We start from the raw sequence: 23,214 nt of genomic DNA, 5'->3' as shown, positions 1-23,214 counted from the left end.
CCTTTATTGGAGAACTGCTGCCCGCAGGCCGGGGATACTGCGGAGATGCTCCAATTCGTCCTGCTGGTGAACATGGACGTCCCGCCCGCTGAGTATCCGTTGCCTGGTGAAGGCCAACGCCGTGGCTCCCTTGATGAAGGACTTCATCTGGGTTCCACGGCCGCGCGTGGATGCCCAGCGCACCGCCTGCCGCCTGCCGCGTGAGGTGGCAAGCATCTCCACCTCGGCCGGAGTGAACCACCCTGCCCGGGCATACTCCAGCAGGCGCTGCCGCGTGAGTTTTCCTTCAGCGATCCGGAGCAGGATGATGCCCACTGCTGCCCCCAGGAAGATGGGGACCTGGACCACGAAGTACTCCACCAGGAAGTTCTGGCCCATGCTGTTCCAGCGGTTGTGGAGGAACATTGCGGGCAGTAGACCGATAAAGAATCCCAGGACGGCATAGCCGCTGTGCCACCTCCGCGCAGCAAAACCCATAATGAGGCCGGTGGTGCCGGTGAACACGGCGTGGGCGAAGGGTGACATGACGCCGCGGAGGATGAAGATACGGACCAAGTCCGTCCCGGGATCGGTGGAGGACGCAATTTCGCGTCCAAAGTAGAGGATGTTCTCCGTGAAGGCGAAGCCGGCGGCAATGGTGAAGGCGAACACCACTCCGTCCACGGGTCCGTCAAAGTACTTCCGTGCAGCCAGGATCAGGACCAACAACCCGAGGGACTTGGTGAATTCCTCGACGATGGGTGCTTGGACTGTTGCCATGAAGTACGTGAAAGCTTCTTCGCTGCTGGTGGGTGCGGCCAAGGCAAAGAGGGGTTGGATGAGCAGCGTCCCGGCAATCGACACTGCCGCACCCCACGTGAAGGCGAACCATAGAAGCCTTTTTGGTTCCGGCTCCCAGCGATCTATGAGGCGTACCGTCAGCAGCACCACGGACAAAGGAATCAACGAAGCAATGAAGCCGATCACGAAGCCTGTCACGCCGGTGTTGCCCAGCAGGAACGGCAGCACCAGCATCAAGCTGGCAAGGGCAAGAACCCCGCCAACAATGACCAAGGGCAGCGTGCCCAACGACCGGCGGCTGCGCGGTGCCTGTGGTGTGGCCCAGTTTTGCCGGGGGAGCGAGGCTGGATTCCCTGGCGCCGGTTGGTAGTTTCCTGGCTGCACCCGTCCGATCCACGTGGGGTTGGCGCCAGGTTCCAGGTACGGTCGCGGATAGGGTTGCCCGCCGGGTTGGCCGTGGTGGTTCATGGTCATGGGCAAGAGCCTATTCCACGGCATGCAGTGTGAGCTTAAACTCACGCCTGGGTTGGTCTGACGGTGAGGTCTCAAAGAGCCGCTGTGGTAGCTTTGAAAAGCAAATATTCCTTTTTTAATTCCGTCCCGTGAGGCGGGGAAAGGGGAGACGAGCGATGACTGAAGTCACTTCAGCGCACGTGCCGTCGCGGGTTGTCCTCAACCAGGCGGACATTGACCGTGCGCTCACTCGTATCGCCCACGAGATCCTCGAAGCCAACAAAGGCTCCCAGGACCTGGTCCTGTTGGGCATTCCCAGCCGCGGCTATCCCTTGGCCGTACGGCTCGCCGAAAAGATTGCAGCTGCGGACCCCTCGGTCAACGCCGAAACGATTGTCGGCCAGTTGGATGTCACCATGTTCCGTGACGATCTTTCCCACCAGCCCACCCGGCCTCCCCGCCATACCCGCCTGCCTTTGTCCGGGATCGATAACAAAGTGGTTGTCCTGATCGACGACGTCCTGTACTCGGGCCGTACCATCCGTGCTGCACTGGACGCGTTGGTGGACCTCGGCCGTCCCCGGATTGTCCGCTTGGCCGTTCTGGTGGACCGGGGCCACCGGGAGCTTCCCATCCGCGCGGACCACGTGGGCAAGAACCTGCCCACTTCCTCTTCTGAAAAGGTCCGTGTCCACCTCGAGGAGATCGACTCCGTGGACGGTGTGCCCGTCAACGAGGTAGTTATCGAGGCCGGCAAGTGAAGCACCTCCTCTCCACCGAAAACCTGAGTGCCTTCGACGCCATCCGAATCCTCGACACGGCAGAAGAGATGTCCGCCGTTGGCGAGCGTGAAGTGAAGAAGTTGCCGGCGTTGCGCGGCCGGACAGTGGTGAACCTCTTCTTCGAAGACTCCACCCGCACCCGCATCTCCTTCGAGGCCGCCGCGAAGAGACTCTCCGCCGACGTCATCAACTTCGCCGCCAAGGGATCCTCGGTGTCCAAGGGGGAGTCCCTCAAGGACACGGCGCAGACCCTGGCCGCCATGGGTGCGGATGCCGTGGTCATCCGCCACTGGGCGTCCGGCGCCCCGCACCGGCTTGCTGCGACAGACTGGATCGACGCTGCCGTCATCAACGCTGGTGACGGCACCCACGAGCATCCCACGCAGGCGCTCCTGGATGCGTTCACCATGCGCCGGCACTGGTCCAAGGTCAACGGCAGCGAATCCACCGGTGCTGACCTTAAAGGCATGCGGGTAGCGATCGCCGGCGATGTCCTGCACTCCCGCGTGGCCCGGTCCAACGTCTGGTTGTTGAAGACCCTCGGTGCCGAAGTCACGCTGGTGGCGCCACCCACGCTGCTGCCCATCGGCGTCGAGCACTGGCCTTGCAAAGTCAGTTACAACCTGGACGAGACGCTGGAAGCCGGCATTGACGCCATGATGATGCTGCGCGTCCAGGGTGAGCGAATGAACGCGTCGTTCTTCCCCTCAACCCGGGAGTACTCGCGTCGCTGGGGTTTCGACGACGCCAGGCTCCGTGCGCTTGATGACCTCGGCATGAAGGACACCATCATCATGCACCCCGGTCCCATGAACCGGGGCTTGGAAATATCCTCCGCCGCCGCGGATTCTCCGCGTTCCACCGTGCTTGCCCAGGTACGCAACGGTGTTTCGGTCCGCATGGCCGCCCTCTACCTGCTGCTCTCCGGAGACTCCCGCGAAGCGGCCCACACCTTAAGCCAGCCCAGCAAGGAGACCAACTGATGGCCGAGAACACCTACCTGATTCGTGGGGCCGCCATCCTCGGCGGCGAAGCTGAAGACCTGCTGATCCGCGATGGCATGATCGAAGCGCGCGACAAGGACCTTGCCGCTGACGGCGCCACGGTGATTGACGCCGCTGGCCTCATCGCCTTGCCCGGCATGGTTGACGTGCACACCCACTTGCGCGAACCCGGCCGCGAAGACGCCGAAACGGTGGAAACCGGTACCCGTGCCGCGGCCCTGGGCGGCTTCACCGCCGTGCACGCGATGGCCAACAGCAACCCGGTGGCTGACACTGCGGGTGTCGTGGAACAGGTCCACAGCCTGGGCCGCGCGTCGGGCTGGGTGGACGTGCGTCCCGTGGGAGCGGTCACTGTTGGTCTGGCGGGCGAACAGCTCGCCGAGCTTGGGGCCATGGCCGATTCCCGGGCCCAAGTCCGCATGTTCTCCGACGACGGTATCTGCGTCCACGATCCCGTTCTGATGCGCCGCGCCCTGGAGTACGTGAAAGCGTTCGACGGCGTGGTGGCCCAGCACGCGCAGGAACCGCGCCTTACCGCCGGGGCACAAATGAACGAAGGCACCGTCTCAGCAGTCCTCGGACTGACCGGTTGGCCGGCCGTTGCAGAAGAGAGCATCATCGCCCGCGACGTCCTGCTGGCCCAGCATGTTGGGTCCCGCCTCCACGTCTGCCACGTCTCCACCGCGGGATCCGTGGAAATCGTGCGCTGGGCCAAGGCTCGGGGAATCAACGTCACGGCCGAGGTCACGCCGCACCACCTGCTCCTCACCGATGAACTGGTCCGCAGCTATGACCCCGTCTACAAGGTCAATCCGCCGTTGCGTACCGATGCTGACGTGCAAGCTTTGCGCGAAGGCCTGGCAGACGGCACCATCGACGTCGTGGGCACCGACCACGCCCCGCATCCCAGTGAACACAAGGAATGTGAGTGGGCGCAGGCCGCAATGGGCATGACTGGACTGGAGACGGCATTGTCGGTGGTCCAGGAGACCATGATCGAGACTGGCCTGATGTCCTGGGCCGACTTCGCCAGGGTAACTTCCTTCACTCCGGCGGTCATCGGCCGTGTCGCTGACCAGGGCCGTCCGCTGGAGGTCGGCGAGCCTGCCAACGTCATCCTGGTGGACCCGGCTGCGCGATGGACCGTTGACCCCCATAAAATGGCAACCATGGGCCGCAATTCACCGTTCAAGGGCAAGGAGCTGCCCGGATCCGTGGTGGCAACCTTCTTCAAAGGCCATCCCACGGTCCTCGACGGCCAGCTCAACACGCCGTACCGGTACCCGGAAGTCAGCAGCAATTAATGGATAACCAGACACTGACCGTGCTCATCACGGTGCCGTTGATCGTCGTCGTCCTGGCGATGATCTGGCTGGGGTGGCGTAACAGGCTGAGGCGACAGGCCGACGTCGAACGCCTTCCCGCGGTGCCGGAGCAGCTGACGCCGGCCACAGTGGTCGCAGATGGCCAGTACGTCGCCACCACGACGGCGGGCGACTGGCTGGACCGCATAGCGGTTCAGGGCCTTGGTATCCGGACCAACGCGGAACTGAGCATCCACGCCGAAGGCGTGCTGTTCGACCGCTCCGGTGCCGCCCCGGTCTTCATCCCCCGCTCGGCACTGGCCGACACCCGTGCGTCCAGCGGCATGGCAGGGAAGTTCGTCGAAAAAGACGGGCTCCTGGTCATCAGCTGGAGTCTCGGTGGCCGGGAACTGGATACCGGATTCCGGTCCAGGCACGCAGCCGATAAGCAGCTCCTCCTCGAAGCCCTTCAGGAATTGATCTCCGCAGCCCCTCAGGCAGATGCCGATAGTGGAAAGTAATAAAGTGACGGATAGTAAAGCAGCCACCACACCCACCCCCTCAGCAGCAGTGCTGGTGCTCGAAGACGGCCGCATGTTCCGCGGCCGCAGCTATGGCGCCCAGGGAACTGCGCTCGGTGAAGCGGTGTTCGCCACCGGCATGACCGGTTACCAGGAGACCATCACCGACCCCTCCTACGCGCGCCAGCTGGTAGTCCAGACTGCGCCGCACATCGGTAACACCGGCGTCAACAGCGAAGACGCTGAGTCCCGCCGAATCTGGGTGGCAGGCTACGTCGTTCGCGACGCCGCACGCCGTCCCTCCAACTGGCGCTCGGAGCGAAGCCTCGATGACGAACTGGTGGAACAGGGCATCGTTGGCATCCAGGGCGTAGACACCCGTGCCATCACCCGCCACCTCCGCGAGCACAAAACCATGCGCGCAGGCATCTTCTCCGGCGAGGCTGCACAAGCCACCGATAAGGAACTCCTGAACGCCGTCCTGGCCAGCGCACCCATGGAAGGCGCCGCCTTGGCGGAGGAAGTCTCCATCGACGAGGCCTACGTGGTGGAACCCAAGGATCACGGCTGGGAAGGCGAGCCCCGGTTCTCCATCGCCGCTGTGGACCTTGGCATCAAAGCCATGACCCCGGTGCGTTTCGCCGAGCGCGGTGTCCGCGTCCACGTACTGCCGGCCACCTCCACGCTGGAGGACGTCAACGCAGTCAACCCTGACGGCTTCTTCATGTCCAACGGTCCGGGTGACCCCGCCACCGCCGAGCACCAGGTTTCCCTGCTGCGTTCGGTGCTGGATGAGAAGCTGCCGTACTTCGGTATCTGCTTCGGCAACCAGATCCTGGGCCGCGCCTTGGGCTTTGGCACCTACAAGCTCCGCTACGGCCACCGTGGCATCAACCAGCCGGTCATGGACCGCCGCACCGGCAAGGTGGAAATCACCTCGCAGAACCACGGCTTTGCCGTGGACGCTCCCATGAACGGCGCCACGATTGCTCCCGAAGAGCGTTACGGACGGGTAGAAGTCAGCCACGTGTCCTTGAACGACGACGTCGTTGAAGGACTCGCGTGCCTGGACATCCCCGCGTTCTCGGTCCAGTACCACCCCGAGGCTGCAGCGGGCCCGCACGATGCCGCCTACCTCTTTGACCGTTTCATCGACCTCATGGCCGACACCAAGTCCAAGGCTGAGGCCGCCACGTCCACCGACTCCAAGACTGAGGACAAGAAGTAATGCCCAAGCGTACAGATCTCAAGAGTGTCCTCGTCATCGGTTCAGGGCCCATCGTCATTGGCCAGGCAGCCGAGTTCGACTACTCCGGTACCCAGGCCTTGCGGGTCCTCAAGGAGGAAGGCCTCCGCGTCATCCTGGTGAACTCCAACCCGGCCACCATCATGACGGACCCCGAGTTCGCTGATGCCACGTACGTGGAACCCATCACGCCTGAGGTGGTGGAGAAGATCATCGCCAAGGAGCGTCCGGACGCCATCCTGCCTACCCTTGGTGGCCAGACTGCCCTGAACACCGCCATTGCGTTGGACAAGAACGGTGTCCTGGAGAAGTACAACGTGGAACTCATCGGTGCGAACATTGCCGCCATTGAGCTCGGCGAAGACCGTGAGAAGTTCAAGGGTGTGGTGGAGCGTTGTGGCGCAGAGTCCGCCCGCAGCCACATCATCCACACCATGGACGAGGCCTTCGCTGCTGCGGAGGACCTCGGCTACCCCATGGTGGTCCGTCCTTCCTTCACCATGGGTGGCCTGGGTTCAGGCCTGGCCTACAACGAGGACGACCTCCGCCGGATCGTGGGCCAGGGCCTCCAGTACAGCCCCACCACCGAGGTATTGCTTGAAGAAAGCATCCTTGGTTGGAAGGAATACGAGCTGGAGATGATGCGCGACAAGAACGACAACGTCGTTGTTGTGTGCTCCATCGAGAACTTCGATCCCGTAGGCGTCCACACCGGTGACTCCATCACTGTTGCCCCGGCACTGACCCTCACGGACCGCGAGTACCAGAAGCTGCGCGACGTTTCCATCGCCGTCATCCGCGAGGTTGGCGTGGACACCGGTGGCTGCAACATCCAGTTCGCCATCGACCCCGCTACGGGCCGCGTCGTGGTCATCGAGATGAACCCGCGCGTCTCGCGTTCGTCCGCGCTGGCGTCCAAGGCCACCGGCTTCGCCATCGCTAAGATCGCCACCAAGCTTTCCCTCGGTTACACACTGGATGAGATCCCCAACGACATCACCCAGAAGACCCCGGCCTCCTTCGAGCCGACCCTGGACTACGTAGTGGTCAAGGTCCCGCGCTTCGCTTTCGAGAAGTTCCCGGCCGCCGACAACACGCTGACCACCACCATGAAGTCCGTCGGCGAGGCCATGGCCATGGGCCGCAACTTCACCGAGGCACTGCAGAAGGCCCTCCGCTCCCTGGAACAGAAGGGCTCGCAGCTGGACTTCAGCTCCGTGCCGGAGTACGAGGTGGCTGAGCTGATCGAGAAGGCCAAGCGTCCCACCACGGACCGCCTGCACCAGGTGCAGCGCGCGCTCCTGGGCGGCGCCAGCGTCGAGGACGTCTTCGAAGCAACCAAGATCGACCCCTGGTTCCTTGACCAGCTGCAGCTGCTCAATGAGACTGCACAAGAGATCCGCAAGGCCGGCGTGCTCACGGAGGAAATGCTGCGCAATGCCAAGCGCCACGGGTTCTCCGACGAGCAAATCGGTGCCCTGACGCACAACAACGAGGCCGTGGTCCGCGGAGTCCGTCATGCTTTGGGTATCCGCCCGGTCTACAAGACGGTGGATACCTGCGCCGCGGAGTTCGCCGCCTACACCCCTTACCACTACTCTTCCTACGACGAAGAGGACGAGGTCGGCCTGCACGCCAAGCCGTCCGTCATCATCCTCGGCTCCGGGCCCAACCGCATCGGCCAGGGCATCGAGTTCGACTACTCCTGCGTGCACGCTTCCATGGCCCTGCGCAAGGCCGGCTACGAGACCGTGATGGTCAACTGCAACCCCGAGACTGTGTCCACGGACTATGACGTTTCCACGCGCCTCTACTTTGAGCCGTTGACCCTCGAGGACGTCCTTGAGGTCATCGCGGCCGAGGAACGCACCGGCGGCGTTATGGGCGTGTTCGTGCAGCTCGGTGGACAGACTCCGCTCAAGCTGGCACAGCAGCTCGCCGACGCCGGTGTGCCCATCCTGGGTACGTCCCCGGAAGCGATCGACCTCGCCGAGCACCGTGGTGCGTTCGCCCGCGTACTGGACGAAGCCGGACTGACCTCCCCGAAGAACGGCACCGCAGTCTCCTTCGAGGACGCCAAGAAGATCGCCGACGAAATCGGCTACCCGGTCCTGGTCCGTCCCTCGTACGTCCTGGGCGGACGCGGCATGGAAATCGTCTATGACGAAGCCAACCTCTCCCGCTACATCGCCAACGCCACGGAGATCACCCCGGACCACCCGGTGCTGATCGACCGCTTCCTTGAGGATGCGGTCGAAATCGACGTCGACGCACTCTTTGACGGCACTGACATGTACCTTGGCGGCATCATGGAACACATCGAAGAGGCTGGCATCCATTCCGGTGACTCCGCGTGTGTCCTGCCACCGATCACCCTGGGCAACAACGTGATCGAGCGTGTTCGCACCGCCACCCGTGCCATCGCGGAGGGTGTGGGCGTTCGTGGCCTCATCAACATCCAGTTCGCGCTGGCCTCGGACGTCCTGTACGTCCTTGAAGCCAACCCGCGCGCCTCCCGCACGGTTCCGTTTGTCTCCAAGGCAACGGGCGTGCAGATGGCCAAGGCCGCAGCCCTCATCGGTACCGGTGTCACCATCAACCAGCTCCGCGCCGCCTACAAGATGCTGCCGGAAACCGGCGATGGTTCAACGCTGCCCCTGGACGCGCCGGTGGCCGTCAAGGAAGCCGTGCTTCCGTTCAGCCGGTTCCGCACTCCTGAAGGCAAGGTAGTTGACTCCCTGCTGGGCCCGGAAATGCGCTCCACGGGTGAAGTCATGGGTATCGACAAGCACTTCGACACCGCTTTCGCCAAGAGCCAGGCTGCCGCGAACAACGCGCTGCCCACCGAAGGCAAGATCTTCGTTTCGGTGGCCAACCGTGACAAGCGTTCGGTGATCATGGGCGTCAAGCGCCTCTCGGACCTCGGTTTCGAGATCGTTTCCACGGGTGGAACGGCCGACGTCCTGCGCCGCAACGGCATCCAGGCGACGCCGGTGCGCAAGGTGGCCGAGGGCAGCAGCGCCGAAGGTGAAGGCACCATCGCGGACCTCGTGATCGCCGGTGAAATCGACATGGTGTTCAACACGCCGTCCGGTGGCGAAGCACGAAGCGACGGCTACGAACTCCGTGCCGCCGCCACGTCCATCGGCATCCCCTGTATCACCACCGTCGCGGAATTCAACGCAGCGGTGCAGGCCATCGAGGCACTGCGCACGTACGAGTGGTCCGTGACCAGCCTGCAGGAGCACGCGGCCAACCTGGCCGCTGCAGTGGAAGCAGCCAATGCCTGAGTCTGCTGCACCACAGCAAGAGCAGCAGCCGGCCCGGGAGTCCTTTGGCTCCCGGCTGGCTGCGGCCATGGCCGCGCGCGGTCCGCTCTGCGTCGGGATCGATCCCCACCCGCAACTGTTGGCTGAATGGGGATTGAACGACGACGCCGCCGGACTGGAACGCTTCTCCCTGACAGTGGTGGAGGCGGTTGCTTCCCTCGCTGCCGCGGTCAAGCCGCAGGTGGCGCTCTACGAGCGCCACGGCTCCGCCGGCATGGCCATCCTTGAGCGCACTCTTGCCGCTTCCTCGGAAGCGGGCGTGCTCAGCATTGCAGACGCCAAGCGTGGTGACATCGGTTCCACCATGGCGGCGTATGCCGACGCATGGTTGCGTGATGGTTCGTCCTTGGCCGCTGACTCAGTGACCCTCAGCCCGTACCTCGGCTTTGAATCACTGCGTCCGGCGCTGGACCTGGCTGACCGGTACGGCAGGGGAGTGTTCGTGCTTGCACTGACATCGAACCCTGAAGGGAAGTCGGTCCAGCATGTTGGCGGAAGCGATTCGGTGGCCCGCAGGATTGTGGCCGCCGCTGCAGCCGAGAACCAGCGGTACGAGGGCACTCTTGGTTCCGTGGGGTTGGTTGTGGGCGCCACGATCGGTTCGGCGCTTGAGGACCTGGACATCGATCTTGGACCAGTCCGCGGTGCCATCCTTGCGCCGGGACTCGGCGCCCAGGGTGCTACCCCTGCTGACCTTCGTGCGACGTTCGGTGCTGCCTATCCCTCGGTCCTTGCTACCTCCAGCCGGGGCATCCTGGCCGCAGGTCCCTCGGTGGCGGCCCTTCGTGCCGCAACCGAAGAGACGCTGGCCGGGCTTCGGCCGGAGTAAGTTGCCTGGCCTCATTGCGCAACAGCGCCCCTGCCGGTAGGTTCAGGATCAGTCCGCGTGATCTGGATCACAATCGCGATCTGACAGGGGTTTGGCAGTGGGCCTTAAAGAGCTGACACCACAAGAGCGTTCCGATGCGCTGGAGAAGGCCGCCAAGGCGAGGGCAGTCCGTGCCGCCGCCAAGGAACGGCTCAAGCGCGGCGAGGTGAGTATTGCGGAGCTGATCTCGTCCGGGACAACGGATGAGGCGATTGCGCGCATGCGCGTGGTGGAACTCCTGGAGGCCCTGCCGGGCATTGGCCCGGTCAGGGCGGCCGGGATCATGGCGGAGATAGGCATCGCCGGATCCCGGCGCATCAGGGGCCTGGGAATTCACCAGGCCCGGGCGCTGGTAGATTTTATGGACACCCAGCAAAGCGTTTGACGCATCTCCCCGAAGGAATCCGTGAGCAAGAAACCCGGACTGACTGTCCTTGCAGGCCCCACTGCCGTTGGCAAGGGAACCGTATCCACCTACATCAGGGACAACTATCCAGAGGTCTGGCTCTCAGTCTCGGCAACCACCCGGGCCGCGCGTCCGGGTGAGCAGGATGGCGTTCACTACTTCTTCAAGTCCGCAGAGGAGTTTGACTCCCTGGTGGCGGATGGTGAATTGCTGGAGTGGGCCGTGGTGCATGGACAGAACCGCTACGGGACGCTTCGCAGCACTGTCAACGCTGCCATCGCCGAAGGGAAGTCTGTCCTCCTGGAGATTGACCTCCAGGGCGCACGCCAGGTTAAGGAGGCTGTTCCGGACGCGAATTTTGTGTTCCTGGCCCCGCCCACGTGGGACGAAATGGTCCGCCGCCTGGTGGGCCGCGGCACGGAAACTCCCGAGGAACAGCAGCGCAGGCTGGAAACCGCTAAACTGGAACTTGCTGCTGAACCGGAGTTTGACCACACCGTCATCAATGACGACGTTCGCCGGGCAGCGGACGAGCTTGTTTCACTCATGGGGCTTACCCCGCACCAGCGCTAAGCGCTTGCATTTGTTGGCCCGCTAAAATTTGGAGAATTCGTGTCCACGAACCTTGAAGGCATCATCAACCCGCCGATCGATTCGCTGCTTGAGGCTGCTGATTCCAAGTACGGCCTGGTCATCTTCGGCGCTAAGCGCGCCCGCCAGATCAACGCCTACTACGCCCAGCTCCACGAGGGCCTGTTTGAGTACGTTGGCCCGCTGGTTGACACCAAGCTGAACGAGAAGTCGCTGTCGATCGCACTGCGCGAGATCAACGAAGGCCTTTTGGTTTCCACGCCGATCGAGCCCGCAGAATAAGTACAGACTGCCTGTTGACGGAGGTCACGTGCGCATAGTCCTCGGAGTCGGGGGAGGGATTGCAGCCTACAAGGTTGCATCGCTCCTCCGGCTTTTTACTGAAGCCGGCCATAAGGTCACGGTCATCCCCACGGAAGCCGCCACGCGGTTTGTTGGCGTCGCTACGTGGGAGGCCCTTTCGGGCAACCCCGTGAGCAACAGCGTCTTCGACGACGTCGAGAAGGTCAATCACGTGCGGTTGGGCCATGAAGCCGACCTGATCGTGGTTGCGCCCGCCACAGCGGACCTCCTTGCCAAGGCTGCAACAGGACAAGCCGGCGATCTCCTCACCAATACTCTGCTCATGGCCCACGGGCCAGTACTCTTCGCTCCGGCCATGCACACTGAGATGTGGCAGCACGCCGCAACCCAGGCGAACGTAGAGACGCTGCGCGGCCGCGGTGTGACAGTGCTCGAGCCGGCCTCCGGTCGCCTCACCGGATCGGACTCGGGTCCTGGCCGCCTGCCGGAGCCGGAGGCGATCTTCACGGCCGCCATGGCTTTGGCTGAGGTGGCGGACGGCGCCAAGGCTTCGACCGCCGCGGAGCAGCCGCTGGCAGGCCGGATCGTCACGATCTCAGCCGGTGGCACCAGGGAAGCACTGGACCCGGTCCGCTTCCTGGGCAACCGCTCGTCCGGCAAGCAGGGTGCTGCCCTGGCCGCCGCAGCTTTGGCCGACGGGGCAACCGTACGGTTCCTTGCCGCACATATGGACGTCGAGCCGCCTGCCGGCGTCGAGCTTGTCCGTGTTGAGTCGGCGTTGGAACTGCGCGAGGCCGCGCTGAAAGCGGCAGTGGATTCCGACGTCGTCATCATGGCCGCCGCAGTGGCGGATTTCCGTCCGGCCGAGGTCTCGGACACCAAGATCAAAAAGGTCGACGGCGAGGATGCGCCCGTCGTGCGGTTGGTCCGCAACCCTGACATCCTGCACGAGCTCGTGGAGCGCCGCAACGCCGAGGGTGGCCGGCAATTGATTGTCGGTTTCGCGGCCGAAACAGGCGACGCCCAGGGTGACGTCCTGGAACACGCAACGGCCAAGCTCAAGCGCAAGGGCTGCGACCTCCTGGTCGTTAACCAGGTGGGCATTGGGCGCGTGTTCGGCCAGGACGACAATTCAGTGGTGATCCTCTCCGGTCACGGAGCCGAACCGCAGTCGGCCGCCGGTTCCAAAGCCGATGTCGCCGCTGCAGTGGTTGATCGGGTGGGCGCTGAGCTCACACGGGTCTTCCCGGCGTTGTAACTGAGCCCACACCCGAATTCTTAGCACAGGGACACACGGCAGATGCCGCCGTCCCGCAACCCAGTAAGGTGGTCGAGTGACTTTACCGCTGCACCATGAACACCATGGCACCCCGTCCAAGCTCCGGCTCTTCACTTCCGAGTCGGTCACCGAAGGGCACCCGGACAAGATTTGCGACCAAATCAGCGACGCCATCCTTGACGCGCTGCTGGCCGCTGATCCTGAGTCCCGCGTGGCCGTTGAAACCATGGCCACTACCGGCCTGGTGCACGTGGCTGGTGAGGTCACTACCGACGCTTACGTAGAGATCCCGCAGATTGTCCGTGAGACCATCCTCGGCATTGGATATGACTCTTCCGCCAACGGCTTCGACGGCGCCCGTTGTGGTGTCTCGGTGTCCATCGGCCAGCAGTCCAACGACATCGCCGGCGGAGTGTTCAACTCCCTTGAGGCCCGCGAAGGCCGCCAGGAGGACGACTACGATCTCCAGGGCGCAGGCGACCAAGGCATCATGTTCGGCTACGCCAGTGATGAAACAGCCTCCTACATGCCCACGCCCATCTGGCTTGCCCACCGCTTGTCCGAACGGCTCACTGAAGTCCGCAAGAACGGCGAATTGGCTTACCTCCGCCCGGACGGCAAGACCCAGGTCACCGTAGGGTACGACGGCGACCGCCCGGTTTCCGTTGAAACCGTAGTGATCTCCAGCCAGCACGCCGAGGAAGCAAGCCTCGAGCAGCTTCGGGCCGATCTCGCCAGCTACGTCATCGACCCCGTCCTCGCGGCGTCAAGCCTGGACCTCTCGCGCACGGCGAACATCCTGAACCCTGCCGGTGCCTTTGTCATCGGCGGCCCGGTAGGCGATGCAGGCCTCACCGGACGCAAGATCATCGTGGACACCTACGGTGGGTTCTCACGACACGGCGGCGGCGCGTTCTCCGGCAAGGATCCGTCCAAGGTTGACCGTTCTGCTGCCTACGCCATGCGGTGGGTTGCCAAGAACGTGGTGGCTGCCGGACTCGCCAAGCGCGCCGAAATCCAAATTGCCTACGCCATTGGCCAGGCCCGTCCTGTGGGAACCTACGTTGAGACCTTCGGCACGGAGACTGTAGACCCGGCCCGCATCAGCGAGGCCATCGACGAACTCTTTGACCTGCGTCCGCGGGCCATCATCGATGCACTGGACCTCAAACGGCCCATCTACGCCAAGACGGCAGCCCATGGCCACTTCGGCCGGGACGAGCCGGACTTCACGTGGGAACGGCTGGATCGGGTGGCGGACCTGAAGGAATACTTCAACGCCTGACCTGTCTTGTAGGTGACCACTGTAATGTCAGTGGCCCATGATTGGCTGGTGCCAGAGAGATGCCCGCAGCGGGTCAATCCCGCTGCGGGCATTCCGGGTTAAGGACCCATGGATGTTTTCCGCTGAGAGTTGGAGGTGAAGTGCATGGCAGGACACGAGGCCCAGCCGTCGTTGCTTCAACCCTCGCTGCTGCAGGGTTTTCCGGATCGTCCGCCAGTCCATGGGCCGCCGCTTGCGGCTGAAAATCCCGTGGCGCGCGTGCTGCTTGAGTCCTCCCTGCCCCACTTGGACCGGCCCTTCGACTACAGTGTTCCGGCCGAGCTCGCAGAGGTTGCTGCGCCTGGGGTCCGGGTGAAGGTCAAGTTCAATGGCCAGGAACTCAACGGCTACATCATTGAACGGCGTGCAGGCTCCGATGCTGCGGCGCCGCTGAGCACCCTGCACAAAGTGGTGTCACCGGTTGCTGTTCTGACCCCGGCGGTCACGGAATTGGCCGGCACCGTCGCAGCCAGATACGCAGGAACGTTGAGCGACGTCCTCAGGACCGCCGTCCCGCCAAGGGTTGCCAAGGTGGAGAAGGAACTGCTGGCAGGAGAACTGGACTCCGGCGTCAAAGAGCTCAAACCGTTGACGGACGCCCAGGCCTGGGGTGTGTACTCCAACGGGGCAGCGTATCTACAGCATCTTGCCGGCGGCGGTTCTCCCAAGGCTGTTCTCACGGCCCTTCAGGGATTCGGTCCCAGCGGCTGGCCCGCCCTGGTCGCCTCAGCAGTTGCCACGGTCAGGTCCTCCGGCCGCGGCGCAGTGGTGGTGGTGCCCGACTACCGCGACCTTGAACAACTCGAGGATGCGCTGGCCAAGGTCCTGCCCTCCACTGACATTGCGCGGCTGACCGCAGATGACGGCCAAACACCCCGCTATAGAAGCTTCTTGCGCCTGCTCAGCGGCTCCGCCGGGGTGGCCATCGGCACCCGCTCGGCGGCCTATGCACCCGTCCGGGATCTGGGCCTGGTGGTGTGCTGGGATGACGGTGACGACCTCCACATCGAACAACGGGCTCCGTACGCGCACACCCGGGAGGTTCTGCTGCTCCGCGCTGAGCAGGAGAATGCGGCGTGCCTCATGGCCTCCCACAGCCGCAGTACAGAACTCCAGCGCCTCGTTGAGATGCAGTGGGCGGTAGCGATGGAAGCGCCGCGAACTGTTGCCCGATCCACGGTTCCGCGTGTCCTGAACACCGCTGACAGTTTTGAGCAGGAACGGGATCCTCTGGCGCGGATCGCCCGCTTGCCCGGTGCGGCCTGGCGTGCGGCCAAGGATGGACTGGAGCGTGGCCCCGTCCTGGTCCAGGTTGCACGGGCCGGATATGCTCCCTCCCTGGTCTGTGAGACCTGCCGGGAACTGGCTCGCTGCAACGCCTGCCAAGGCCCGTTGGCGGTATCCAGTGGCACTGCCACACCTGCATGCCGTTGGTGCTCCACGCCGGCTCCCCTGTGGCGTTGCACGCATTGCAGCGGAACCCGGCTGCGCAGGGGAGCTGCGGGTGTCATGCGGACAGCCGAGGAACTGGGGCGGGCTTTCCCGGGCAAAGCCGTGGTGACGTCCTCCGGCGAGCACATCAAGGCAAGCGTGCCGGACTCACCTGCCCTGGTCGTGGCCACTGTGGGAGCCGAGCCGGTAGCGCACAACGGCTATGCTGCAGCCCTGCTGCTGGATGGCAACTCGCTGCTCCGGCGGGAGAACCTGCGGGCGGGGGAGGATACTGTTCGCCGATGGTTCAATGCTGCCTCCCTCGTGAAGCCGGCCAGCCAAGGTGGGCTCGTGGTCATTACCGCGGACGATACCGCGGCGACAGGGGCACTGCTGCGGTGGGATGCGTCAGGATATGCGTCCCGTGAACTGGCTCTGCGGAAGGAGCTTCAGTTGCCCCCGGCTGTCAGGGTGGCTTCGGTGACCGGGACAAGGGCCGACGTCGGTCATTTCGCGGATGCTTTTGAAGCCGCTGCCACGTCTGCCTCGGGCACCAAACTCCGCAAGGCCGGTCCTGCCCCTGTGCAGCTGTACTCAGGGGCCACGCCCCGCCCTGGGAACGAGGCAGATAGCGAGGTCCGGACCCTGTATTTCATTCCCTATGGCGAGGCTGCTGAGGCCACCCGCGCCCTCAGGGCAGTGAAAGCGGCCAGCGCCGCCAAGCGCAGTTCAGGACCGGTACAGCTTCGCCTGGATGGGGTTGACGTCCTCTAGAGCAGGAGACTAGGACCGGCGCTTCCGAAGGGCAACAACTTCCTCGGCTGCGGCAAGCAATTGCCGCGCCGATTCGTCCCAGTTGAACTCCGACGCCCGCTCTACGGACCTCCGGGAGCGCTGCTGCCACAGCTCGTCGTCGCCCAGGCCGGTCACAGCATCTGCGAAATCCGAGGGCGACTCCGGGTTGACGTAGCTGACAGCGTCGCCGCCCACTTCGCGGAAGATGGGGATGTCGCTGGCGATCACCGGCGTGCCCAGGGCCATGGCCTCCACCAGCGGCAATCCGTATCCCTCAGCACGGGAAAGGCTGATCAGCGCAGTTGCCCTCACCAATAGCTCGTCGTACTCAGCGTCGGTGACACCGTTGTGGAACTCCACCTTGGCGCCCTGGGGGACCAAAGCCTCGAGTTCGGACTTTCGCTGGGGTGTGATCCGGCTGAGAAGATGCAGGGTGTAGTCGGGTAAGCCGGCCATCCCGCGGATCATGGTTTCTACGTTCTTGTAGGGCATGAACGAACCCATATAAAGCAGCGTCTTGTCCGCGCCGGTTGCGGGATCCCGGGGTATTTGCCCGGGTTGGGGGGCATTTCCCACAATCCGCACCGGCCGTTTGGTGAGCGCGTACTTGGCCATGAGGGCCTCCGTGGTGCGGCTGATCGTGGCAACAATGTCCGCCCGGTTCAGCAGGAGCCGCTGGGGCCAGAACGCCTTGTGGTAAAGCCTCCAGAGCACACGAACAGGTGGCGGGAGGAAGCCCGGGGGAGTCGGGTGTTCGTAGTAGATGAGGTCATGGAGGGTGAGCACCAGTCCGTACCGCCGCCCAAAGGTCCCCATGGTTTGCATGGGACACACCACAACATCGGCATTCAGGGGGTTGACCTTGCGGGCCACGAACAGTTCCAGCGGCGACAACGGACTGTTCACCATGACGTAGGGAACATCCGGCAGCAGCGCCAGTTGGCGCTTGTCGCTGATCAGCATGGTGACATCCGCGATCTTGGATGCAGCCGCTATGAGGCTTGAACCATAGCGGCTGATGCCATCGTGGTGGTCCGTTCTGGTAAAGCGGGCGTCGATGACAATTTTCACGCGGGATGTTCCTCCAGGAAGCTGCGAATGGCTGCGGCCGCCGTCTCCGGCGTTTCGTAGTGGATCAGATGTCCGACGCCGGGAATCACTTCCAGCTTGGCGTCAGGGAGCCGCTTCATGAGTTTGTGCTGGTTGGGCAAGGTGGCGATCTCATCTTTCTCGCCGGCGACCAGCAGCACGGGGAGAGTGAGCTGCTCGGCCACCTCGGCCACGTTGCCTGAGACGGAGGCTTTGAATGACTCGAGCAGGCTTTTCCTGTCGGCGAAGGCACTGAAGTAGGCGTCGTGCTGGCCGTGGATGAACCGGCGCAGTTCCTTGTCCTTGGTTTTGGCCATGGTGATGCTCATGATCCGGACAATTGCACGGTTGCGAAGCACAGCCAACCCCAGGGCGCGCGGGAGCTTTGCTGAGGCTTGGTAGTAGAGCACGGCCAGCTTGGTCATGATCCCCTTGGGACCTTCCAACGCCGGTGCTGCGATCGGGTTGATCAGGATCAGCGGGTAGACGGCTCCCGGATTCGCGGCGGCAAAGTGGCTCGCAACGATTGATCCGAAGGAATGGCCCAACAGTACAGTTCTGGGCCCAAGGTCCAGGGCTGACATGAAGCCGGAGATGAACTTTCCGTAGTGTTCAACGCTGTGTTCACCATCGACGAACGGCTCTGAGCTCCCGAAGGCCGGCAGGTCCGGCATGATGATCCGCATTTCCGGAAGTTGGTCGGCCACCCGAAGCAACCCGTGGTGGTCTCCCCGGAATCCATGGATCACCAGGATGGTTCGGGTCTTGGGGGTGACGGTGACCGGTTCGTACGTCCAATACGCCACGTTGCTGCCGTCAATATCAATGTCCGAAGCTGCAGTCCGCCCTGCGAGGGCTTCGCTGAAGAACCTACCGGGGGCCTGCGTTCCTTCGGGGGAGTTCGCAGTGTCCACTTTTTCCATGCAGCAATTCCTAGTTCACGTTGTCCGGGTGCGACCCGGTTCGATGGTGGCGTTCAAGCCCGGCTATGCCGTCCATATCCGTGGCGTCAAGATCGAAATCTAAGACGGCGAAGTTCTCTTTGATCCGGCCCGCAGAGCTTGCTTTCGGGATGACCAGGTTCCCCAGCTGTAGATGCCAGCGGAGAATGACCTGCGCAGGAGTCCTGCCGTACTTTTCCGCCAGCGAGACGATGGCTGGATCTGCCAGGACCTGCCCCCTGCCCAGGGGGCTCCACGCCTCAGTGCGAATACCAAGTTGTTCGTGCAAGGTGCGCAGCCTGGTCTGCTGCAACCAGGGGTGCAGTTCGATTTGGTTGACGGCCGGAACTACTTCCGCTTTCTGCATCAGCTCCTCAAGGTGGCCGGGCTGGAAGTTGGAAACACCAATAGCCCGGATTTTGCCTTCCCTGTACAAGGTCTCCATGGCTCTCCACGTGTCCACCAACAGTCCTCGTCCGGGACAGGGCCAGTGAATGAGGTAAAGATCCACGTAATCCAGGCCGAGGTTGGCCATGGAGGTGTCGAAGGCGCGGAGCGTGGCATCGTATCCATGGTCATCGTTCCAGACCTTCGTGGTCACAAACAGGTCCTCGCGGGCCAAGGCATTGACTGACTCGCCCGATCCGCCGCTGGCCCTGTTGGCTTCGGCGGCATCTCCTACAGCGCCGCCCAAGGCGCGGCCAAGACCCAGTTCGTTGCCATACATCGCGGCTGTATCAAATCGACGGTAGCCCTCACCCAACGCCGTGGACACGAGGGCTTCAGCGTCCTTGGGTGGAACTTTGTAGAGCCCGAAGCCCAGGCGATCCATCTGTACGCCATTGTTCAATGTCTGCCGGGCAGGGGATCTCATAGCAAAGACTCTACCCATTCCTTGCACGAATGCTTCAGGACTTGCCATTGAAACTGACAAGCCGCCGGGCTGAAGCTTCGTCCAAAATGAGGTCCGTGGCCAATCCGGCGGCCAGGGCCCCCTGAAGCCCATTGATTTTGGATGCGCCTGACACCACGCAAATACGGCGCCGAACCTGCCTCAACTGTTCATGGCTTGGTCCCGTGGACCTTGCATTAAGGGTGATGCCGTCCGAGGACCCGTCACTCCGGAAAAAGACTGTGGCGACGTCGCCCACCACGTCATCGGCGGCCAGGACGGTGAGGTCGTGTTCATCGAGGTAACCGCCGGCATAGACGTGGCTGGGATAGTCCGAATCCACCGAGCCCACGCCGAAGATGGCGATGCTCATGCGTGCCTGCAGATCAAGAATGCGTTGAACGCTGCGCTCATTCCACATGGCCGTCTTGGTGGATGCATGATCAAAGAATGCCGGAACAGGGAACTGTTCAACCCTTGCACCGTAGGCGCTGCCGAAGCGGCGCATGATGTCGCTGGCGTACGTGATGCCGGTGGTTTGCATGTTCCCGGCGCCGTTCAGCTGGACCACGATGCTGTCATGGGTGACCTTGCGCGTGAGGTGACGACTGACGGCGCTGAGGGTGGCGCCCCAGGCAACTCCGATGATGGCATTCGAATCGACCAATGGCCCAATGGTGCGGGCAGCCTGCATGGCTACGCGGTCCAGGGTCTCCGCCTCGTTGAGCGTGTCCAACACGGGAACCACGTGGACGTCCACCCCATATTGGTTCCGGATCTGGCTTTCCAGCTCGGGGCCGGTATCGAAAGGGCTCCTGATCTGGACCTGCACCAGGCCGGTTTCGCGTGCCGAGGACAGCAGCCGGGACACTGTGGATCGGGATGTTCTGAGCTCACGGGCGATTGCGTCCATGGTCAGGTCCTGGAGGTAATACATCTGTGCAGCCCGGAGCGCATCCGAGTGACGTGATCGTGCCATCTCATTTCCTTCCTGCACGTTTGTGCAAATAGCTTGACTCCATTTTCCACCTTCGCAAGATTAGTGGTGAACGGTGCAGCAGCGAGTGGCGCGGCGCACGAACCAAGCCCAAGGGAGCAGTTTTGGGACACAACAGGATTTCCGGTACCTCACAGCACACACAGCGCGACTCCGTCGTTGCACTGCAGGAGCGGCCCTCGGCCAAGGTACTTATCATCGGCGGCGGCATTAACGGCGTAGGAACGTTCCGCGACCTGGCCCTGCAAGGTGTGGATGTGGCGCTTGTTGAACGCGGCGACTACTGCCAAGGTGCCAGCGGTGCCTCCTCGCACATGATCCACGGCGGCATCCGCTACCTCGAAAACGGCGAGTTCCGCCTTGTCCAGGAATCCGTGGTGGAGCGCAACCGGCTCCTGCGCATTGCACCGCACTACGTCAAGCCGCTGCAGACCACCATCCCCATCTTCAGTACCTTTTCCGGAATCCTCTCCGCACCCATGCGTTTCCTCACGCACAAGCAGGGCAAGCCCAAGGAACGCGGCGCCTTCCTCATCAAGGTTGGCCTGAGCATGTATGACTTCTTCTCCCGTGACGGAGGAAGCGTGCCCCGCCACCAGTTCCGTGGAAGGACCCGGGCACTGGCTGAGCTTCCCAAGCTGCACTCAGGGATCAAGTACGCGGCAACCTACTTTGATGCCTCGGTCCACAACCCCGAACGCCTGACCCTTGATGTCCTCCAGGACGGCGAGAAGGCAGGCCTGGGCGGCGGACTCCCCGGTGGAAGCGCCCGCGCCAGCAACTACGTCTCACTCGTTTCCATGGGCGCAGACGGAGTTCTCCTCCGCGATGAACTGACCGGCAAGGAATTCGAATTCCAGGCAGACGTCATCGTCAACACCACAGGCGCCTGGGTGGATCTCACCAACCAGGCCATGGGGGCCGTCAGCAAGTTCATGGGCGGAACCAAGGGCTCCCACATCGTCCTTGACCACCCGGAACTCCTTGCCGCCTGCAACGGCAGGGAAATATTCTTCGAACACACCGATGGCCGCATCGTCCTCATCTACCCGATGGGTGACCGCGTCCTGGTGGGCACCACCGACGTCGACGCGGACATGTCCGAAGACGCCGTGTGCACGGAAGAAGAGATCGACTACTTCTTCGACTTGGTAGGGCACGTATTCCCCACCATCAAGGTGGAGCGGGACCAGATCGTCTACAGCTTTGCCGGCGTCCGTCCGTTGCCCCGCCACGACGAAACCCAGCCTGGCTTCGTCTCCAGGGACTACCGGATCGAGCGCAGCGTCCGCACCGGCGATGATGCGGTAGCCACGCCAGGCGGTAAGGCCGCCGTCGTACTCAGCCTGGTAGGCGGCAAATGGACAACGTTCCGTGCCCTGGCCGAGCACATGACCAACGACGTCCTGCGCGAACTCGGCATGGAACGCAAAGTCTCGACGGCGAAACTCGCCATCGGCGGCGGTGCCGGCTTCCCTGCCACGGAACAGGGCGAACAGGAATGGATCAAGAAGCACATGGGTCCGGGCCTGGACGCTGACCGGGTTGCCGGGCTGCTGACCCGGTACGGTACGCGGGCTGACGCCGTGATCGCGTACCTCAACGCGGGGCATGACCAGCCATTGCGGTCAACGCGTGAACTCAGCGTCCGTGAGTTGGAATTCATGGCCGAGCATGAGCAGATCGGGCACCTGGTGGATGTCCTCATCCGCAGGACGTCCCTGGCATTCCGTGGCTTGGTCACCGGCGAGCTGCTGAACGAGATTGCCGCCGCCTTGGCCGAACCGCTCGGTTGGGATGCTGCTGCCCGCGAAGCAGAAATCCGCCACGCCCAGGAAGTGCTGCAGCGGTTCCACAAGGTTGACGTGCACAGTCTCGTAGCCTGAGCCCAAGCAGCGGAAACAGCTTGACCGTCCCAACGTGCGGTTGGGGCGGAATGGGGTAGGTGGGCCCGACAGGGACCACCACACCGGGACGGTTCCGGAGAGCGGAACCGTCCCAAACGGCCTCTTCACCCGCGAGGGGGCTGATAACAGAAAAATGAGGAGTCAAAGATGTCTCTTGGAATTGTTTTCCTTTCCGAAGTATTCGGAACCATGATGCTGACCCTGTTGGGTTGTGGCGTCGTGGCAAACGTTGCGCTCAAAGGCACCAAGGGCAACAACGCTGGATTCTTGATGGTGACGTGGGGCTGGGGCATTGCGGTCTTCGCGGGCGTTTTCGTGGCTGCAAAGTCCGGTGCGCACCTGAACCCGGCCGTGACGTTGGGCCTTCTGGTCAATCAGAAAGCAGAATACGCCCCCGGCGTTCCCGTGGATTTCGCATCCACGCTGACGTACTTCGGCGCTGAACTGCTGGGCGCCTTCCTTGGCGCGGTTGTCTGCTGGCTCGCGTACAAGCAGCACTTCGATGAAGAACCCCTGGCAGCCAACAAGCTGGGTACTTTCTCCACCGGTCCGGCCATCCGTTCCACCCCGTGGAACCTCGTCACCGAAATCATCGGCACGTTCGTCCTGGTCTTCGTCATCCTGACCTTCGGCGGCACCCCCTCAGGACTCGGCCCGCTGGCTGTGGCACTGCTCGTTGTTGGTATCGGCGTTTCCCTCGGTGGCCCCACCGGCTACGCCATCAACCCTGCACGTGACCTCGGCCCCCGCATCGCACACGCCCTCCTTCCCATCAAGGGCAAGGGCAGCAGCGATTGGGCCTACTCCTGGATCCCCATTGTCGGACCGCTGGTTGGCGGCGCACTTGCGGGCGTCGTAGCCCTGTGGGTTCCCGACATCATGCCTGCGATCGCCGGCTGATCCTGCCCGTACTCAACCGCACGCACCCTCAATCACCACTGAGATCACCACTGAGTAACCAAGCAACGACCA

The 23,214-nt window shown here is 63.2% G+C and carries 20 protein-coding genes; 15 read left to right on the top strand and 5 right to left on the bottom strand.

Features of this window, described 5'->3' with window-relative positions:
- Positions 1-3 precede the first annotated feature (3 nt).
- Entirely contained in the window at positions 4-1,254 is a 1,251-nt protein-coding gene (locus ACIQLI_RS08970) for a PrsW family intramembrane metalloprotease (protein WP_400387314.1), read from the bottom strand.
- A gap of 155 nt (positions 1,255-1,409) precedes the next feature.
- Here ACIQLI_RS08970 and pyrR point away from each other — a divergent pair, with 155 nt between their 5' ends.
- The 13 genes from pyrR to ACIQLI_RS08905 all read left to right on the top strand — a co-directional run bounded on the left by pyrR (position 1,410) and on the right by ACIQLI_RS08905 (position 16,395).
- Positions 1,410-1,994 (top strand): bifunctional pyr operon transcriptional regulator/uracil phosphoribosyltransferase PyrR, encoded by a 585-nt coding sequence (gene pyrR / locus ACIQLI_RS08965; protein ID WP_354226951.1) that lies wholly within the window; start codon positions 1,410-1,412, stop codon positions 1,992-1,994.
- On the top strand, positions 1,991-2,998 hold the full coding sequence (locus ACIQLI_RS08960) for an aspartate carbamoyltransferase catalytic subunit (RefSeq protein WP_354226949.1): 1,008 nt from the start codon (positions 1,991-1,993) through the stop codon (positions 2,996-2,998). Before pyrR ends, ACIQLI_RS08960 begins: the two co-directional genes overlap by 4 nt.
- On the top strand, positions 2,998-4,323 hold the full coding sequence (locus tag ACIQLI_RS08955; RefSeq protein WP_400387310.1) for a dihydroorotase: 1,326 nt from the start codon (positions 2,998-3,000) through the stop codon (positions 4,321-4,323). Before ACIQLI_RS08960 ends, ACIQLI_RS08955 begins: the two co-directional genes overlap by 1 nt.
- Positions 4,323-4,844, top strand: coding sequence for a hypothetical protein (locus ACIQLI_RS08950; RefSeq protein ID WP_400387307.1), 522 nt, complete (start codon positions 4,323-4,325; stop codon positions 4,842-4,844). Before ACIQLI_RS08955 ends, ACIQLI_RS08950 begins: the two co-directional genes overlap by 1 nt.
- Positions 4,825-6,072 (top strand): glutamine-hydrolyzing carbamoyl-phosphate synthase small subunit, encoded by a 1,248-nt coding sequence (carA, locus tag ACIQLI_RS08945; protein WP_354226945.1) that lies wholly within the window; start codon positions 4,825-4,827, stop codon positions 6,070-6,072. The genes ACIQLI_RS08950 and carA overlap by 20 nt, the downstream gene beginning before the upstream one ends.
- Positions 6,072-9,380, top strand: a complete 3,309-nt coding sequence (gene carB / locus ACIQLI_RS08940) for a carbamoyl-phosphate synthase large subunit (protein WP_400387304.1) — start codon at positions 6,072-6,074, stop codon at positions 9,378-9,380. The genes carA and carB overlap by 1 nt, the downstream gene beginning before the upstream one ends.
- Positions 9,373-10,248, top strand: a complete 876-nt coding sequence (gene pyrF / locus ACIQLI_RS08935; RefSeq protein ID WP_400387301.1) for an orotidine-5'-phosphate decarboxylase — start codon at positions 9,373-9,375, stop codon at positions 10,246-10,248. The genes carB and pyrF overlap by 8 nt, the downstream gene beginning before the upstream one ends.
- 97 nt (positions 10,249-10,345) lie before the next feature.
- On the top strand, positions 10,346-10,672 hold the full coding sequence (mihF, locus tag ACIQLI_RS08930; RefSeq protein ID WP_024816819.1) for an integration host factor, actinobacterial type: 327 nt from the start codon (positions 10,346-10,348) through the stop codon (positions 10,670-10,672).
- A 21-nt stretch (positions 10,673-10,693) separates the two neighbouring features.
- Positions 10,694-11,266, top strand: a complete 573-nt coding sequence (gmk, locus tag ACIQLI_RS08925) for a guanylate kinase (RefSeq protein ID WP_026540798.1) — start codon at positions 10,694-10,696, stop codon at positions 11,264-11,266.
- Positions 11,267-11,305: 39 nt separating this feature from the next.
- Positions 11,306-11,566 carry a DNA-directed RNA polymerase subunit omega gene (gene rpoZ, locus ACIQLI_RS08920; RefSeq protein WP_017197559.1) on the top strand — a complete coding sequence of 87 codons (261 nt, stop codon included), beginning with the start codon at positions 11,306-11,308 and terminating at the stop codon, positions 11,564-11,566.
- Between the two features lie 28 nt (positions 11,567-11,594).
- Positions 11,595-12,845 (top strand): bifunctional phosphopantothenoylcysteine decarboxylase/phosphopantothenate--cysteine ligase CoaBC, encoded by a 1,251-nt coding sequence (gene coaBC, locus ACIQLI_RS08915; RefSeq protein WP_400387296.1) that lies wholly within the window; start codon positions 11,595-11,597, stop codon positions 12,843-12,845.
- A gap of 76 nt (positions 12,846-12,921) precedes the next feature.
- Positions 12,922-14,151 (top strand): methionine adenosyltransferase, encoded by a 1,230-nt coding sequence (metK, locus tag ACIQLI_RS08910; protein ID WP_311212937.1) that lies wholly within the window; start codon positions 12,922-12,924, stop codon positions 14,149-14,151.
- 144 nt (positions 14,152-14,295) lie between these two features.
- Entirely contained in the window at positions 14,296-16,395 is a 2,100-nt protein-coding gene (locus ACIQLI_RS08905) for a primosomal protein N' (RefSeq protein WP_400387292.1), read from the top strand.
- 9 nt (positions 16,396-16,404) lie between these two features.
- Here the strand turns inward: ACIQLI_RS08905 and ACIQLI_RS08900 are convergent, their stop codons facing one another.
- From ACIQLI_RS08900 to ACIQLI_RS08885, 4 genes are read right to left on the bottom strand one after another with little or no spacing between them, the layout of a single operon-like run.
- Positions 16,405-17,487 (bottom strand): glycosyltransferase family 4 protein, encoded by a 1,083-nt coding sequence (locus ACIQLI_RS08900; RefSeq protein WP_400387289.1) that lies wholly within the window; start codon positions 17,485-17,487, stop codon positions 16,405-16,407.
- On the bottom strand, positions 17,484-18,428 hold the full coding sequence (locus ACIQLI_RS08895) for an alpha/beta fold hydrolase (protein WP_400387286.1): 945 nt from the start codon (positions 18,426-18,428) through the stop codon (positions 17,484-17,486). Before ACIQLI_RS08895 ends, ACIQLI_RS08900 begins: the two co-directional genes overlap by 4 nt.
- Before the next feature lie 10 nt (positions 18,429-18,438).
- The gene (locus ACIQLI_RS08890; protein WP_400387284.1) at positions 18,439-19,320 is read right to left on the bottom strand and encodes an aldo/keto reductase; all 882 of its coding nucleotides are present in this window, start codon (positions 19,318-19,320) and stop codon (positions 18,439-18,441) included.
- Between the two features lie 34 nt (positions 19,321-19,354).
- Positions 19,355-20,317 carry a sugar-binding domain-containing protein gene (locus ACIQLI_RS08885; protein ID WP_354226927.1) on the bottom strand — a complete coding sequence of 321 codons (963 nt, stop codon included), beginning with the start codon at positions 20,315-20,317 and terminating at the stop codon, positions 19,355-19,357.
- 122 nt (positions 20,318-20,439) lie between these two features.
- Between ACIQLI_RS08885 and ACIQLI_RS08880 the strand changes: the two genes are divergently transcribed.
- Positions 20,440-22,221 (top strand): glycerol-3-phosphate dehydrogenase/oxidase, encoded by a 1,782-nt coding sequence (locus ACIQLI_RS08880; protein ID WP_400387281.1) that lies wholly within the window; start codon positions 20,440-20,442, stop codon positions 22,219-22,221.
- Between the two features lie 168 nt (positions 22,222-22,389).
- Positions 22,390-23,142, top strand: coding sequence for an MIP/aquaporin family protein (locus ACIQLI_RS08875; RefSeq protein WP_089595213.1), 753 nt, complete (start codon positions 22,390-22,392; stop codon positions 23,140-23,142).
- The last annotated feature ends 72 nt before the right edge of the window (positions 23,143-23,214 follow it).

The sequence above is a fragment of the Paenarthrobacter sp. NPDC091669 genome (assembly GCF_044756725.1).
GTDB lineage: Bacteria > Actinomycetota > Actinomycetes > Actinomycetales > Micrococcaceae > Arthrobacter > Arthrobacter bambusae_C.
This window is presented reverse-complemented; position numbering and strand designations above follow the sequence as displayed.

What these genes read in the sequence shown, in the direction of transcription:
- ACIQLI_RS08970 (WP_400387314.1), bottom strand. Translation starts at nt 1,254, where the DNA reads ATGACCATGAACCACCACGGCCAACCCGGCGGGCAACCCTATCCGCGA.
- pyrR (WP_354226951.1), top strand. Translation starts at nt 1,410, where the DNA reads ATGACTGAAGTCACTTCAGCGCACGTGCCGTCGCGGGTTGTCCTCAAC.
- ACIQLI_RS08955 (WP_400387310.1), top strand. Translation starts at nt 2,998, where the DNA reads ATGGCCGAGAACACCTACCTGATTCGTGGGGCCGCCATCCTCGGCGGC.
- ACIQLI_RS08950 (WP_400387307.1), top strand. Translation starts at nt 4,323, where the DNA reads ATGGATAACCAGACACTGACCGTGCTCATCACGGTGCCGTTGATCGTC.
- carA (WP_354226945.1), top strand. Translation starts at nt 4,825, where the DNA reads ATGCCGATAGTGGAAAGTAATAAAGTGACGGATAGTAAAGCAGCCACC.
- carB (WP_400387304.1), top strand. Translation starts at nt 6,072, where the DNA reads ATGCCCAAGCGTACAGATCTCAAGAGTGTCCTCGTCATCGGTTCAGGG.
- pyrF (WP_400387301.1), top strand. Translation starts at nt 9,373, where the DNA reads ATGCCTGAGTCTGCTGCACCACAGCAAGAGCAGCAGCCGGCCCGGGAG.
- ACIQLI_RS08905 (WP_400387292.1), top strand. Translation starts at nt 14,296, where the DNA reads ATGGCAGGACACGAGGCCCAGCCGTCGTTGCTTCAACCCTCGCTGCTG.
- ACIQLI_RS08895 (WP_400387286.1), bottom strand. Translation starts at nt 18,428, where the DNA reads ATGGAAAAAGTGGACACTGCGAACTCCCCCGAAGGAACGCAGGCCCCC.
- ACIQLI_RS08890 (WP_400387284.1), bottom strand. Translation starts at nt 19,320, where the DNA reads ATGAGATCCCCTGCCCGGCAGACATTGAACAATGGCGTACAGATGGAT.
- ACIQLI_RS08885 (WP_354226927.1), bottom strand. Translation starts at nt 20,317, where the DNA reads ATGGCACGATCACGTCACTCGGATGCGCTCCGGGCTGCACAGATGTAT.
- ACIQLI_RS08875 (WP_089595213.1), top strand. Translation starts at nt 22,390, where the DNA reads ATGTCTCTTGGAATTGTTTTCCTTTCCGAAGTATTCGGAACCATGATG.